Source organism: Salinicola sp. CR57, from assembly GCF_003206585.1.
Lineage (GTDB): Bacteria > Pseudomonadota > Gammaproteobacteria > Pseudomonadales > Halomonadaceae > Salinicola > Salinicola lusitanus.
Genome location: NZ_PZJL01000012.1, coordinates 72907 through 86817, shown reverse-complemented (window position 1 = coordinate 86817; position 13911 = coordinate 72907). Strand labels below are relative to the sequence as shown.

The window sequence follows — 13911 nt, the reverse complement described above, 5'->3', positions numbered from 1 at the left end:
ACGCCCCGCCCGGCAAGGCCCGGATACCGCTCACTCGTCGTGCGCTGCTCGCCTGAACTGGCGCGACAAGCTGCGGCAGAGTTGGAGGCCATACAGGGCCAACGCGGCGAACATCACGAACTTGATCGGGTAGACGAGGATCGGACGCGGCCCGGCAATCGCCTGGCGGCTGTCGAACGCACCGATGGCGTTATGCCATACCGCCCAGCCGACGATCACGATCGTGACCAGCGACACCAGGGTGACGAAGCCGTTGAGACAGCGTCCGGCCACACCCTGCAGCCGTTCCGGCAACCATTCGACGCGGATGTGGGCGTCCTGCTCCTCGGCGTGAGAGAGCCCGAGATAGACGATCGCGATCATGGTGAACATGGCCAGCTCGGAGACGCCGTAGAGGGGGCGGGAGAATCCCCGCGCCACCAGATCGACGACCATGAACAGCACCACCACGATCAACAGCCAGCCGCACAGTTCGGCCAGGCCGCGATTGAGCAGGGTCAGCAGGCGCGGCCTCCGCGACCGTCGAGCCTCCGTCCCCGCTCGAGGCTCATGCTGCGCCCGCTCAGTCATGGGCCGCGCCGCCCGAGCCGGCGTCGATGATCGCCTTCATTCGCTCGATGATCTGCGCGGGCTTCTCGGCGCCGGCCTTCTCGGCACTCTGAATCCAGGTCTGGCGGTTGGATTCCACCGCCGGCAATGACACGAACTTCTCGATATCCTCGTCCGACGCGGCCGTCACCGTATAGCCGGCTTCCTGCTGCGCCTTGACGATGCGATCGAACTCGCTGTCGTAGTATTCGCCAAAGGTCTTCTCCGCCTGCGCCGCGGCCTGTTCGAACCAGCCCTGCATCTCCGGGGACATGGCGTCCCACTTGCGCTGATTGATGGTCAGGATCATGGGGACCGCGAGCCACAGTCGGCGCGAGGTCAGGATGTTCGGCGCGACCTCGTCCATGCCGGTCCGGTTGAGACTGTCGTAATTGGTGAAGACACCATCGATGGCACCCGACTGCAGCGACTGGTAGGTATCGCTCCACGGCACCGACACCGGCGTTGCCCCCAGATCCCCCAACAGGTTGAGCATCCACTGGCTGGAAGCGCGCACACGCTTGCCGCGGAAATCGTCGAACGACGTCACCGGCTCGCGAAAGACCCCGGCATATGGCAGATAGGGGTAGATGTAGATGATGTGCTGTCCCTGCTGGGTGAACTCCTCTCGCAGTTGGGGCACCTGGTCATAGACTTCGTGATAGACCGACATGATGTCGGCGTAATTTTCCGGTCCTTCGGGGAAGAGCTGGAAGGCCCCGTTCAGCAACAATCGGTTGGGATAGTAGTTGATGTTGATGTACCCCATGTCGGCGACACCGTTGCTGACACCGCCGAGAATCTCGTCGCCCTGCATGACCGACGCGCCCCAATAAGGGACCACTTCTATCTCGCCGCCGGAGACCTCGTTGAGCGCATCGAGAAAGCCTTTCTCGGCGGCGCCACGCAGGCCGTTCGGTGCGGTATTGGTCGCGTAGGTCAGCGTTTCCGCGGCAGCGGGAGCGGGTGCCATGGCGACTGTCGCGCCCACGGCCAGGCTGACGGCGGCGGCGGATAGCAGACGGCGCCAGCGGCGGGATTCAGGATGGGTCATAGACATGGGATAACCTCGTTTTCGTTGTCATTGTCGTCGAGCTCGTCACCGAGCCCGCCAAAAAAGTGTCGGCGATCCGACACGCAGCTGTCTCATGCTTTTTCGTCGACAGCCCATAACCCGGTGTTAACGGGTCGACGGCCTCACGGTCCCTCGCGCCGGAGAAGCCGACCGGCACGCCGGCGCACGTCGCCATCGACCCAGGTCTCGTTGCCGTTGACCATGACCCAATCGATACCCACCGCCGGCGTGGTCGGCTCGACGAAGCTCGCGCCATCGAGAATGGTGTCGAAGGAGAACAGGGTCAGGTCGGCGAATGCCCCCTCGCGAATCACGCCGCGATCGGTCAGGCCGAAACGGGCCGCCGACATCGACGTCATCTTGCGGATCGCTTCGGGCAGCGAGAAGAGCCCCTCGTCGCGACAGTAGTGGCCGATCACCCGGGGAAAACTGCCCCAGAGTCGAGGATGCGGGTTGGGATCGCTCGGCAGGCCATCGGAGCCGATCATGGTCAACGGATGCGCCAGTACGCGGCGCACGTCGCGCTCGTCCATGTTGTGGTAGATCGCCCCGGCCGGCATCAGTCGGCGTGCCGCCTCGGTCAGATCCACGCCCCACTCCTCGGCGATGGCGGACAGCAGTCGCCGGCCCTGTTCGGGGTGTGGCTTCGACCAGGTGACCAGGATGTCGAACTGGTCCGACACCCGCCACAGATCGAGCGTGGTGGAACAGGCAGCGTACGGGTAGCAGTCGCAATGGCAGGGCTGGCGTTGCGCAGCCTGCTCGAGCTTCTCGATCGCGTGCTCGCTCTTGCCCCAGTTGTCGATGTCGGCGCACTTCAGGTGGGAGATCACCAGCGGCACTTGCCCATGCCGGGCCGTCTCGAAGGCCTCGTCCATCGCCTCGAACAGGGCTTCGCGCTCGTTGCGCATGTGGGTGGTGTAGATCCCGCCCGCTTCGCCGACGACCTCGACCAGCGCCTTGACCTCTTGAGTGGGCGCCTGACGCGCGTTGGTGTAGGCGAGCCCCGTGCTCAGGCCGATCGCCCCCGCCCGCAGTGCCGTGCGCAGCGTCTCGCGCATGGCCTCGATCTCGACGTCGCTGGCAGGCCGATCGAAGCGATCCATCACGCCCGCTCGCAGCGTGGTATGACCAATCAGCGCCGCCACGTTGACGGCGGGCATGGCGGCGTCCACGGCCGTGGCGAAGTCCTCGAAGGTCTCGAAGAAGTCGTCAGCCTCGCCCAGCAGGTTCATCGGGTCCGGGACCTCATCGTCGACCTTGACCGGAGAGGCACTGATGCCACAGTTGCCGACGATGACCGTGGTGATGCCCTGGCTGATCTTGGGCCGCATTTCCGGTTGGCGAATCGCGCAACTATCATCGTGGGTATGCACGTCGATGAAGCCCGGGGAGAGATGTCGTCCCGCTGCTTCGACCACTTGCGCGGCCTGCGTCGCATCCAGATCGCCGATCGCCGCGATTCGCTCGCCCTTGATGCCGACATCGGCAACGAATGGCTCGCGCCCCGTCCCGTCGACGACCTGGGCACGACGAATGATCACATCGAATGTCATGTTGCTCTCCTGATGACGAGGCACGGCCAACGTCTTGTCATTGAGGGCTTTTCAGCATCGTGCCCGGCTGAACGATCAATGCGTCCAGTCCGGCGGCACGCACCGCCGCCTCGCCCATGGGCGTCGTGATCAGGCGCCCACCGCGGCCGACCACCTCCTCGCCGTCGAGCAGTCGTTGTCCATGGGCATAGGTCAACACCGGACGACGGCGTTCGAGATCGAGCACGCTGATATCCGCATCGGCACCCACCCCCAGATGCCCCTTGTCGCGCAGTCCGAGGATCCGTGCCGGATGTAGACTCGCCTTGCGCACGAAGCCATCCAGGCTCAAGGCATCGAGATGCACCAGCGCGAGGCCGCGTGCCACGATGTCGTTGCGCGGGATGCCACCGCCGTCGGTGGCCAGGGCATCCACCGCGAAGCGGCCATCGGGCCGCGTGGCCGTCACCAGCCGCAGGCGCGGCTCGGGAGGGTTGGCACGGAAACTGATACCGATGAGCGACCCGCAGGCTCGCCAGGCGGCCAGCCCCGCTGACCCGCCCACCAGTTCGATGACGCCGTCGCGCTCCAGATTGACCAGCGCCCAGCCGGCCAGAATCGCCTCGGCCATCCCCTCGGCAGTGGCCGGATATCCACCACGTTCGAGTCCGAAGGCGGCCAGCCGACTGCCGGGGACGCCGTCGATACACTCGCCGCTGACACCATTGAACGGCGCGAGATAGGATTCCGAACGGATATGCGGATGGGCCGCTAGCAGCCGCAACGCCTCTTCGCCCTCGGCGACGGCATCATGGATCTGGCCGCGGCAGTAACTGTTGATATGCGCCAGGTGAAGCGGATGTCCGGCGCTCAGTTCGCACGCCTCCCGCATGCCCTCGATATTGGAGCCGGCCGACTGCGTGCCGGCATGAAAGGCCGCGTAAGCCCCCTGCCCCGCAGCCGCTGCGATGGCCTGCGCCGTCGCGTCGGCGGTCAACGGATAGTGCCCACCCAATAGCTTCAGGCCGATCGCACCCTGGCGCAGGGCATGACTCAAAGCCTCATCGATATCGCCCCGGCCGGGGTCGGCGGAGGCGATGGTATGTCCCGGGCGCAGATAGTTGACGCAGGCGATGCTCAGGCCGCAACCGTGACTCGCCGCCAGATCGACGACGCCCTCGATGGGTCCGGCCATATCCAGCGCCGTGGTCACGCCTGCCAGCGCCAGCATGCGATGGCCGCAGCCTCCACCCAGGAAGGGCGAGAGATGCACGTGCATGTCGACGATACCCGGCATGACCAGCAACCCCGTCAGGTCGTGCTCGCGTCTTGCCCCACCGGCAATGGTCGGCGCCACCTCGACGATCTTTCCATCGCGCAGGGCAATGTCCCGGATCTCGTGCACCCCGTTGGCAGGGTCGACGACGGTGCCATTACGCAGCAGGGTGTCATAGCCCTCTATCATCTCCACACCTCGGCGATCAGCGTGATTGTCATGCTCGGCATAGCGATCTTCTCCGCGGCGACTATTGCTGGCGCTGGACACCCGTCTGCGAGGTAATGCGCCCATAGTGTTCGATGCGACGATGACGCGCGAAATCGAAGATGGTTTTCTTGCCGAACTGGCAGCGCTCCATGTCGCAGGTCGCCGTGATCAGCTCGTCTTCCTCGGTCTGCGCCCGGGCGACGACGAATCCGTCGGGATCGACGATGATCGAGCCACCCATCAGCGGAAACCCATCCTCGACGCCCGCCTTGGCCACGGCCACCGCCCAGGTCGCGTTCTGGTAGGCCCCCGCCGTGACGGAGAGCTCGGAGTGATAGAGGCGCTGCTCCAGCCCCTCCCCCCGGTTCTGGGAGTTCACCGACGGCGTGTTGTAGCCCAGCATCACCAGCTCGACCCCCTGCAATCCCATGACGCGCCAGGTTTCCGGCCAGCGTCGATCGTTGCAGATGCACATGCCCATCAGCGTGCCTTCGTTGTCGAAGGTCTCGAAGCCCAGGTCACCGGGTTCGAAATAGCGCTTCTCGAGATGCTGGAAGTCCCGCTCGGTGTCGTACTCGACATGCCCCGGCAGATGTACCTTGCGATACTTGCCGACGATCTCGCCCTCACGGTCGGTCACGATGGAAGTATTGAAATGGCGCCCTTCCGGCGTCAGCTCGGCATAACCGAACGAGATGGCGATACGGTGCTCTCGAGCGCGGTCGAACAGCGGCTGCGTGGCAGCGTTCGGCATCTCGCGCTCGAACCAGGTATCGACCTCGGCCTGATCCTCCATGTACCAGCGCGGGAAGAATGTCGTGAGCGCCAGTTCCGGAAAGACCACCAGATCGCACCCGCTGGCCGCGGCCCGGTCCAGCAGCGCGATCATTCTCGCCACTACCGCTTCACGCGTGTCGCTCTTCTGAATGGCTCCCATCTGAGCCGCGCCGATTACCCATTCACGCATTGCCGATCCACCTGCTGATGTCTTGTTGGTCGGCTCAGTGTCTGAATTCCGGGCGATGATGTCGTATACCGATTCATCGCCAGCCCATAACTTTTGATTAAGGCCGGGAAGCCGGGCCTTCGACAGCGGCGCTGAAACGAACGAACGCCGCTTCGAGATGGGTGATGAAGAGACGAGCCAGTTGCGACAGCGGTTCGGTCCGCGGATAGGCCAGACTCACCACCAGGCGCTGCTCGACCGGCAGGGGGACGGCAGTCAGGTGCCGGCTACGCCAGCCGTGCCAGCTAAACTCATCGATCAGGGCGATACCGGCACCGGCGTCCGCCATGGCGCAGGCGTAATGGGGGGAGTCGACTTCGGTGGCTGGACGCCACGGCTCGCCGGCCGCTTCGAAAGCGGAGCGAATATGCTGGCCGAACGGGGTCTCCGCACCGTAACCGATCAGGTCGTATTGGCGGAGTTCGGGCAGCGAGACCGTGTCGCGCGCCGCCAGCGGATGGTCGATCGGACAGACGCAGACCATGCCCGCCCGGTGCAGCGGGTTGGCCTCCAGGTTGGGGTGATTCACCGGAAACAGCGAGATGCCCAGATCGGCCTGACGGTCGAGCAGTTGGTCGCGCAACTGCGTATGACGCTGGCAATCCAGACTGACCCGGACATCATGCTCTTCCCGGAAGCTGGTGATCGCCCAAGGCACGATCTGATGACCGAGACTCGAACTGGCGGCGATGCGCACCACCCCATGGCGCCGCTGGGTCAGGTCATGAAGCGTATTGTTGACCCGCTGGACGTCGCGGTAGACGTTCTCCACGTCGCGGAACAGCCGACGCGCTTCCGGCGATGGGTAGAGCCGCCCCTTGATACGCTCGAACAGCGGAAAGCCGATGCGCTGCTCGGTATGGGAGAGCATCCGACTCACGGCCGGCTGGGAAATCATCAGGACGCGTGACGCGCCGCTGATACTGCCGGTGGTCATGATTGCCCGGAAAACCTCGATCTGCCGCAGATTCAGCGCCATGCTCCCCCTCCTCCCGATGGTCGGGCGCGGCCTCGTGCCGACGATCACCTCGGCCACGCCTCCTCTGGAGTCCGCCACGCTGACATGTGCCGCCCTATCCGGATATCACTCGATCGAGAGCGAATCGCGATTGAAGAATACCGTCAGCGCCCGGATCAGATACGCCGGATCGCGGGTACCGGCGGTCTCGCGGATCGAGTGCATGCCGAACTGCGGCACGCCCACGTCGATGGTCGGCACGCCCAGCTCGGTGGCGGTGATCGGGCCGATGGTGCTGCCGCACCCCATGTCGGCACGGGTCACGAACTGCTGCACGGGCACGTCCGCTTCCCGGCACATGTCATGGAACAGCGCTGCCGTCGTGCTGTTGGTCGCGTAGCGCTGGCTGGCATTGACCTTGATCACCGGGCCGGCGTTGAGCGCCGGGCCGTGGTTGGCATCGTGCTTGTCGGCGAAGTTGGGATGCACGGCATGGGCATTGTCGCAGGAGATCATCAGCGAACGCTGGATCAGCCTGACGAAGCCCTCGTCGCCCTCCTCGCCCAGCGCCGCGTTGAGTCGGCGCAGCACATCGGCCAGGAATGGCCCCTGGGCACCGCAGGCGCTGGCACTGCCAACCTCTTCATGGTCGTTGGCGACGAACAGCGCGCCCTGTCGGCCATCGGAGGCCAACAGGGCCTCGACGCCGATGAAACAGGAGAGCAGGTTGTCCAGTCTCGCACTGGCGAGCATCTCGCCGCCGACGCCGACCCGTGAGGGCGGCTGAACGTCATAGAACCCCAGCTCGAAATCGACGATATCCGCCACCTCGAGGCCGTGTTCGCGCTCGATCCACTGTTTCAGCAGGCGATCCAGGTCGGGCGCGTCGCCGCCCTGCATTAGCAGCGGCGCCATCTGCGTCTGGGCATTGAGGGGCCGGCCGTTGTTGGCCTCGCGATCCATGTGAATCGCCAGGCTGGGTATGATCGCGATCGGCTCTCTCACGTTGAGCAGCACCGCCTGGAGCTTCCCATCGGCACGACGAACATGCACGCGCCCGGCAAGCCCCAGGTCACGGTCGAACCAGGGCGCCAACAGCGCGCCGCCGTAGACCTGGACACCCAGCTGCAGCCAGCCCTTGTTGACGATCGCCGGTTGCGGTTTCAGGTGCAAGGCCGGACTATCGGTGTGGGCACCTACCATGCGCAGGGTCTCGAGAGACGACGCCGGTAGCTGAAACGCGATCAAGGCACTATCGTTGCGCGTCACGTAATATTTTTCGCCGGCTGACAATTTCCAGCTGTCAGTTTCCTTGAGCGGCCGATATCCTGCCGCCTCCAGCCTGGTCACAAGGTTCGCGGTGGCGTGCCAGGGTGAGGGAGAACGCTGGAGAAAATCGATCAAGCGGTCTTCGAGAGCCTTGTCGGCGGCGTGGTCTGACATGGGTTTCCTCGGATGTCGGTCTGTAGTCATGCGGACTGACTGCTACAATAGGTCCCGGACCTGAAAAAGATTCATGGATCCGGTGGTCTTCTAGGGAATAGAGAGTGTACAGGAAACCGGGAGTGCTTCATTGATGACCCTGACTGTCGCCGCTCGGCACGCGGCCATGTGTTTGCTACTGCTGGCATGGAGCGTCACGGCGCTGGCCGGTCCCACCCCAACCGACGATCAGAGCCAGGCGGCGAGCGAAGTCGCCGAGTCTCTGCAGTACGGCTCCTATTCGGGAGTCGATCTGGACGACGAGTGGTCGAAACGCGCCTTCCAGCGTCTGCTCGACGTGCTGGACGACCAGCGCGCCTACCTTCTGCAGCGGGACGTCGATAATTTTAACGATCTGGACACATCGCTCGATGACGCCGTCAAGTCGGGCGACCTGGACCGCGTCTATGCATTCTATTCACGCTATCAGGATCGCGTGGAAGCAAGGCTTCAGTGGCTGGTGGACAAGGTCGACAGTGGCATCGACTACGACTACACCAGCGACGAGCGACTGGCGCTGGATCGCAAGGACTATCCCTGGGCAGGCAGTGAAAGCGCGCTGGACGACCTCTGGAGCAAGCGGCTGGAAAATGCGGCGCTGACGCTGTCGCTGAGCGACCAGACGCCGGAAGAGATCCAGAAGACACTCCACGACCGCTACACCAACCAGCTCAACCGGGTACGCCAGACCAATGCCGAGGACGTGCTGGTGCTGCTGATGTCGGCGGTGACCGGCACGGTGGATCCGCACACCGAATACTTCTCGCCCCAGCAGAGCGAGTCCTTCGATATTCAGATGCGGCTCTCGCTGGAGGGGATCGGCGCGCTGCTGCAGAGCGATGGCGAGTACGTCAAGGTGTCGAGCCTGGTCCCCGGCGGTCCAGCGGACAAGGCCGGCGTCCTGCAGCCGGCGGATCGTATCGTCGCGGTGGGTCAGAACGAGGACGGCGACATGGTCAACGTCGTCGGCATGCGCCTCGATGAAGTGGTCGACCTGATTCGCGGGCCGAAAGGCTCGACGGTAAGGCTGGAGATCATTCCCGCCAAGGCCGTCGACGTGACCCGGACCCACACCGTCAGGATCACCCGGGATACGGTCAAGCTCGAGGATCAGGCCGCGCACAGCCGGGTCGAGGAGATCCAGCGCGACGGCGAGACCCACAAGATCGGGATCATCACCGTGCCGGCCTTCTACGTCGACTTCGACGCCTGGCAGGCCGGGGAGTCCGACTACCGCAGCACCACCCGCGACGTGGCCAAGGAGATCGACAAGCTCAAGGCCCAACAGGTCGAAGGCATCGTCCTCGACCTGCGCAACGACGGCGGTGGCGCCCTGCAGGAGGCCAACTCGATGATCGGGCTGTTCATCGATCGCGGTCCGACCGTTCAGGTACGCGATGCCCGTGGGCGGATCAATCTCTATGGCGATACCGATGCCGGCGTCGCCTATGACGGCCCCCTCGCCGTGCTGGTCAACCGACTCTCCGCCTCGGCCTCCGAGATCTTCGCTGGCGCGATCCAGGATTACGGTCGTGGACTGGTAATCGGCAGCCGGACCTTTGGCAAGGGCACCGTGCAGACGCTCACCGATCTCAGCCACGGTCAGCTCAAGCTGACCCGGGCCAAGTTCTATCGCATCTCGGGCGAGAGCACCCAGCACCGCGGCGTCGAACCGGACATCATCTACCCGAGCCTGATCGACCCGGATCAGATCGGCGAAAGCGCCCTCGACAACGCCCTGCCCTGGGATCGTGTGAGGCCGGTGCAATATCGTCTCTATGGCGAGCCGTGGCGCTATCTCGAGGCACTGCAGGACCGTCACGAGCAGCGTATCGCCAATGACCCCGATTTCGTCTATCTGGAAAAGCAGGCTCAGCTGAGCAAGCGACTACGCGAGCAGCAGACCAGCATCAGTCTCAACAAGGAGCAGCGCCAGCGCGAAATGGATGCTCAGGAAACCGAGCAACTGGCGCTGGAGAATCAGCGGCGGCGCTCGCTGGGCATGGAACCGCTCGATGACTGGACCGATGCCAGGGGCCAGAGCGATGGCTCGGACCAGGAGAGCGCGGACGCCAAGAACAGCGATGGAGAGGCCAGCGGTGAAGACGAGATTCCCGATTCGGACGACGCCAAGCCCATCGATCGCGCCGAACTGCAGGAAACGTCCCAGATCCTGCTGGACTACGTGAAACTGACCGCCAAGAGTTGAACGCCACGTGCCGGCCCGATTCAGAGCCGGCACGTCCAACCTTGCGCCCTCTACGATGCAGCCCCGCGACAGGAACCCACTCGTTGAAGTCGGTTCGTGTCGCGGGGCTGTTTCGTCGAGTCTCGCCCCGGCCGTCGTCCCTCCCCTCTCGCGGGTCAAGAAAGTCGCCGAATGGTCGTTGAAGGATTCAAAGACCCGGGAGCGACGATATGAAGGCGAGAGCAATCCGGTGCGTGATCCTGGCCTGGCTGTGCGTGGCCGGAGCCCCCCATTCCCATGGGGCCAACGCGGGCGCGGCGTGCCCGCCAGGCACGGACCAGGCATCACGGCAGCAGAGCTACGGCGCGCTGACCCGCCAACTCCAGACCTGGGACGAGGCCTACTACCAGCGTGGCGAGCGTCTGGTCGATGACGGTGTCTACGACGAGGCCAAGCGCCGCTGGCGGCGATGGCGTCGCTGCCTGGAACCGGATGCCCCAACGCCGCCCCAGTCCACGCCTGTCTCGGCTCGGGACGAACTCGCGCATCCTTTCGCCCAGACCGGGCTCGACAAGCTCCCCGATCGCCAGGCCGTCGGCGAGTGGCTCTCCCGACAACCGGATCGCCCCCTCTGGATCCAGCCCAAGATCGACGGCGTCGCCGTGACCCTGGTCTACCGAAAGGGCCGCCTCCAGCGCGCCATCAGCCGGGGCGATGGAGACAAGGGACAGGACTGGACCGCTGCGGTCAGACAAATCGAAAGCATCCCGGCGGCGCTGGCGACCGAGGACCCGGTGACGCTACAGGGCGAACTCTATCTGCGGCTGACCGATCACGTGCAAGCTCGGGATGGCGGCGCTTCGGCGCGTTCCCGTGTCGCGGGGCTACTGAATCGGCGCCAGTTGACCGCGTCGGAGGCCCGGGAGATCGGCTTCTTTGCCTGGGCCTGGCCGGACGGCCCCCGAGCCGGTGAAGAGCGCCTCCAGCGGTTGACGCAGCTCGGCTTTCCCGATACGGCCAGCTATACCCGGCCGGTCAGCCGGCTCTCGCAGGTGGCGCATTGGCGTGACCACTGGTACCACGCCGCGCTGCCCTTCGCCTCCGATGGCGTCGTCATCAAGCGCCCCGAGCGACCTTCGGGCGCTGGCTGGCGGGCGGAGCCGCCCCGTTGGTCCATCGCCTGGAAATACCCGGCGGCGAGAACGCTCGCCGTGGTCGAGGCGATCGATATCTCGGTAGGCCGCACCGGGCGCCTGACGCCCATCGCCCGGCTGGAGCCGGTGCTGCTCGACGACCGCGAGATCGGCTCGGTAAGTCTGGGATCGCTGTCCCACTGGGAAGCGCTGGACGTTCGTCCCGGCGATGAGGTGGAGGTCGCCCTCGCCGGCGCCACCATTCCCCGAATCGAGCGAGTCGTCATTCCCGCCACGCCTCGCGCCGACTTGACGCTGCCGGACGAGGCACGCTACGACGCCCTCTCCTGTCTCACCCCATCAGCGGGCTGCCGCGAACAGTTCCTCGCGCGCCTGGCCTGGCTCGGCGGCAAGCAGGGACTGGACATGGCCGGTGTCGGACCCGCCACCTGGAGCACCCTGGTGGACGCCGGACTGATCGACGGCCTCCTCTCCTGGCGGTCGCTGGATATCGGTCGACTGCAGTCGCTGCCCGGGGTCGGGGAGGCAAGGGCCCGGCAGTGGATCGAAGCTTTCCAGGCCGCGGAAGCCAGGGGCCGGAGGCGCTGGCTGGTGGCACTGGGCATGCCGCCGGTGCCCAAGGCCGGGCGTCAAGCCGCGCTCGCGGCACCACTGCCGGTCCTCCGGGCGCGTTCCGCCACCGCCTGGCAGGCATTCCCCGGCATCGGCCCGACCCGGGGCGAACAGCTGGTGCGCTTCTTCCAGGACGCCACCATCGACGAACTGCTCACCGCCCTGCCCACGCGGGACACCTTGCCGACCCAGGATAGCGAGACTGACGAGCCTCATCCCTCCAAGACGATTTAAACCACCGTCAGAATCACCAAAACGCGTCATGGCAGGCCGGCTGTGCCGCGTTACAGTCAGCTCGAGCCTACCCATGCCCGGTAGCGCGATTGGAGTGCCATTATCCGCCTCGCCGACCCCGTCCGCTGACGAAGCCTGGCGATGGTCTCCGTCGATCACGCCTCCCGGGAAAGATCACTGGTGGCCCGCTTGCGTCGCGGCGCTCCTCGCCGACGATGCTTACCTGCACAGAGGGATCGAGCCGATGTTCCCCGCAAGGCGAGCTTTTCTATTCCTGCAAGGCCCCCGCTCCCCGTTCTTCAGTCAGCTCGGAGAGCGGCTGACCGACGACGGGCACAAGGTCATCAAGGTCAATTTCACGCTCGCCGACCAGGCAGCCTGGCAAGGTCCTCACGTCGAGACCTTTCGGGACCCTTGGCCAATGCTGGCGGCATTCGTCACCGATCTCTGGCAGCGCCACGGTATCACCGACCAGGTGGCCTTCGATGACAGTCGAACGGCCCACCGGGAAGTCGTCCGCGCCGCACGCAGGCGTGGCATCCGCAGTCACATCCTGGCGCCGGGCTACTTCCAGCCCCACTGGATCACCCTGGAGCGTGAGGGCATCGATGGCCACTCGCTGCTGCCCCGAGATCCCGAGTGGTATCACATGATCGGCCCGACGCTTCCCCGCCAGCTACCCCCGAGGCCGTTCGAAGCGGCATTCGCCACCGCTGCCGTCCGGGAACTGGCGTACCGCGTGGCAAATCTCGCCACGCCGCTTCTGTTTCGACATGGCCACGCTCAGGCCGGGTTCCCGGCGGGAATCCGCTACCGCTCGGCGATCGCGGGACTCGCCGGTCTGCAGCGACGTCGTGCCAACAGCCTGCAGCACGCGCTGATCTCCAGCGGGAAGCCCTACTACCTGTTTCCCACCCAGCCCGCTGCCGATCCCCGAATCCGGCTCCATTCTCCCTACACCGACCTGCGGGCGGCCTTGACCCAGGTGGTCGAGTCATTTTCCCGATTCGCCCCGGGCCACACCCGCCTGGCCATCGTCGACCCCACGTGCCACGTCGACGCAGCCTATACGCGGCACCTGCGGGATCTGGCGGCGAAGACCGGACTTGGCGAGCGATTGGTGCTGATGCCTCCGGGGGATCTGCCAGCCCTGATCGAGCACGCTTCGGGCCTGGTCACGATCAATGGCAACGAGGGCTTGATATCGTTGGAGGGCGAATGCCCGACCCTGGCGCTGGGCGACGCCATCTACCGCATGCCCGGACTCACCGCCCCCAGCTCGCTGGACGATTTCTGGTGCCATCCGATCGGCCCGGACCGCCGACTATTCCGGAGCTTCGCCCGCACGGTCATTCATGCCACCCAGATCAACGGCGACTTCTACAGCCAACCGGGCATCGATCTCGCCGTCGTCAACGCCGCCTCGCACTTGACGGCCAACGTCTCGCCCATCGAACGCCTGCTCTGGGACTCTCGCCTGCCGGTCGCCTCCTGACGTCTCGCGCCCACGCCTTCCTGACCCAGACCCGTGGTGCCATACGGCAAGCGGCCAGGTGATCGCCACCCGGCCGCTAGCATTCACAGCTTGTACTC

10 protein-coding genes are annotated in these 13911 nt (G+C 65.2%); 3 read left to right on the top strand and 7 right to left on the bottom strand.

Annotated elements, in window-relative coordinates; translation table 11 throughout:
* Positions 1 to 30: 30 nt before the first annotated feature.
* From DOM56_RS17425 to DOM56_RS17395, 7 genes are all read right to left on the bottom strand, one after another.
* Positions 31 to 570 carry a TRAP transporter small permease gene (locus tag DOM56_RS17425; RefSeq protein ID WP_110710305.1) on the bottom strand — a complete coding sequence of 180 codons (540 nt, stop codon included), beginning with the start codon at positions 568 to 570 and terminating at the stop codon, positions 31 to 33.
* Positions 563 to 1648, bottom strand: coding sequence for a TRAP transporter substrate-binding protein DctP (dctP, locus tag DOM56_RS17420; RefSeq protein ID WP_110710304.1), 1086 nt, complete (start codon positions 1646 to 1648; stop codon positions 563 to 565). The genes DOM56_RS17425 and dctP overlap by 8 nt, the downstream gene beginning before the upstream one ends.
* A 137-nt stretch (positions 1649 to 1785) precedes the next feature.
* Positions 1786 to 3219 (bottom strand): D-aminoacylase, encoded by a 1434-nt coding sequence (locus tag DOM56_RS17415; protein WP_110710303.1) that lies wholly within the window; start codon positions 3217 to 3219, stop codon positions 1786 to 1788.
* Between the two features lie 37 nt (positions 3220 to 3256).
* Positions 3257 to 4663: an amidohydrolase family protein gene (locus DOM56_RS17410; protein ID WP_157958274.1), complete on the bottom strand. Its 1407-nt coding sequence runs from the start codon at positions 4661 to 4663 to the stop codon at positions 3257 to 3259.
* Between the two features lie 61 nt (positions 4664 to 4724).
* On the bottom strand, positions 4725 to 5651 hold the full coding sequence (locus DOM56_RS17405) for an N-carbamoyl-D-amino-acid hydrolase (RefSeq protein ID WP_110710301.1): 927 nt from the start codon (positions 5649 to 5651) through the stop codon (positions 4725 to 4727).
* A 97-nt stretch (positions 5652 to 5748) separates the two neighbouring features.
* Positions 5749 to 6669, bottom strand: coding sequence for a LysR substrate-binding domain-containing protein (locus tag DOM56_RS17400; RefSeq protein WP_110710300.1), 921 nt, complete (start codon positions 6667 to 6669; stop codon positions 5749 to 5751).
* A gap of 105 nt (positions 6670 to 6774) precedes the next feature.
* A complete protein-coding gene (locus tag DOM56_RS17395; RefSeq protein ID WP_110710299.1) occupies positions 6775 to 8091 on the bottom strand; it encodes a M18 family aminopeptidase in 1317 nt (438 codons plus the stop codon).
* A gap of 133 nt (positions 8092 to 8224) precedes the next feature.
* Between DOM56_RS17395 and DOM56_RS17390 the strand changes: the two genes are divergently transcribed.
* From DOM56_RS17390 to DOM56_RS17380, 3 genes are all read left to right on the top strand, one after another.
* Positions 8225 to 10339, top strand: a complete 2115-nt coding sequence (locus DOM56_RS17390) for a carboxy terminal-processing peptidase (RefSeq protein WP_110710298.1) — start codon at positions 8225 to 8227, stop codon at positions 10337 to 10339.
* A gap of 209 nt (positions 10340 to 10548) precedes the next feature.
* A complete protein-coding gene (gene ligB, locus DOM56_RS17385) occupies positions 10549 to 12318 on the top strand; it encodes an NAD-dependent DNA ligase LigB (RefSeq protein WP_110710297.1) in 1770 nt (589 codons plus the stop codon).
* A gap of 244 nt (positions 12319 to 12562) precedes the next feature.
* Positions 12563 to 13813 (top strand): capsule biosynthesis protein CapA, encoded by a 1251-nt coding sequence (locus DOM56_RS17380; protein ID WP_157958273.1) that lies wholly within the window; start codon positions 12563 to 12565, stop codon positions 13811 to 13813.
* The last annotated feature ends 98 nt before the right edge of the window (positions 13814 to 13911 follow it).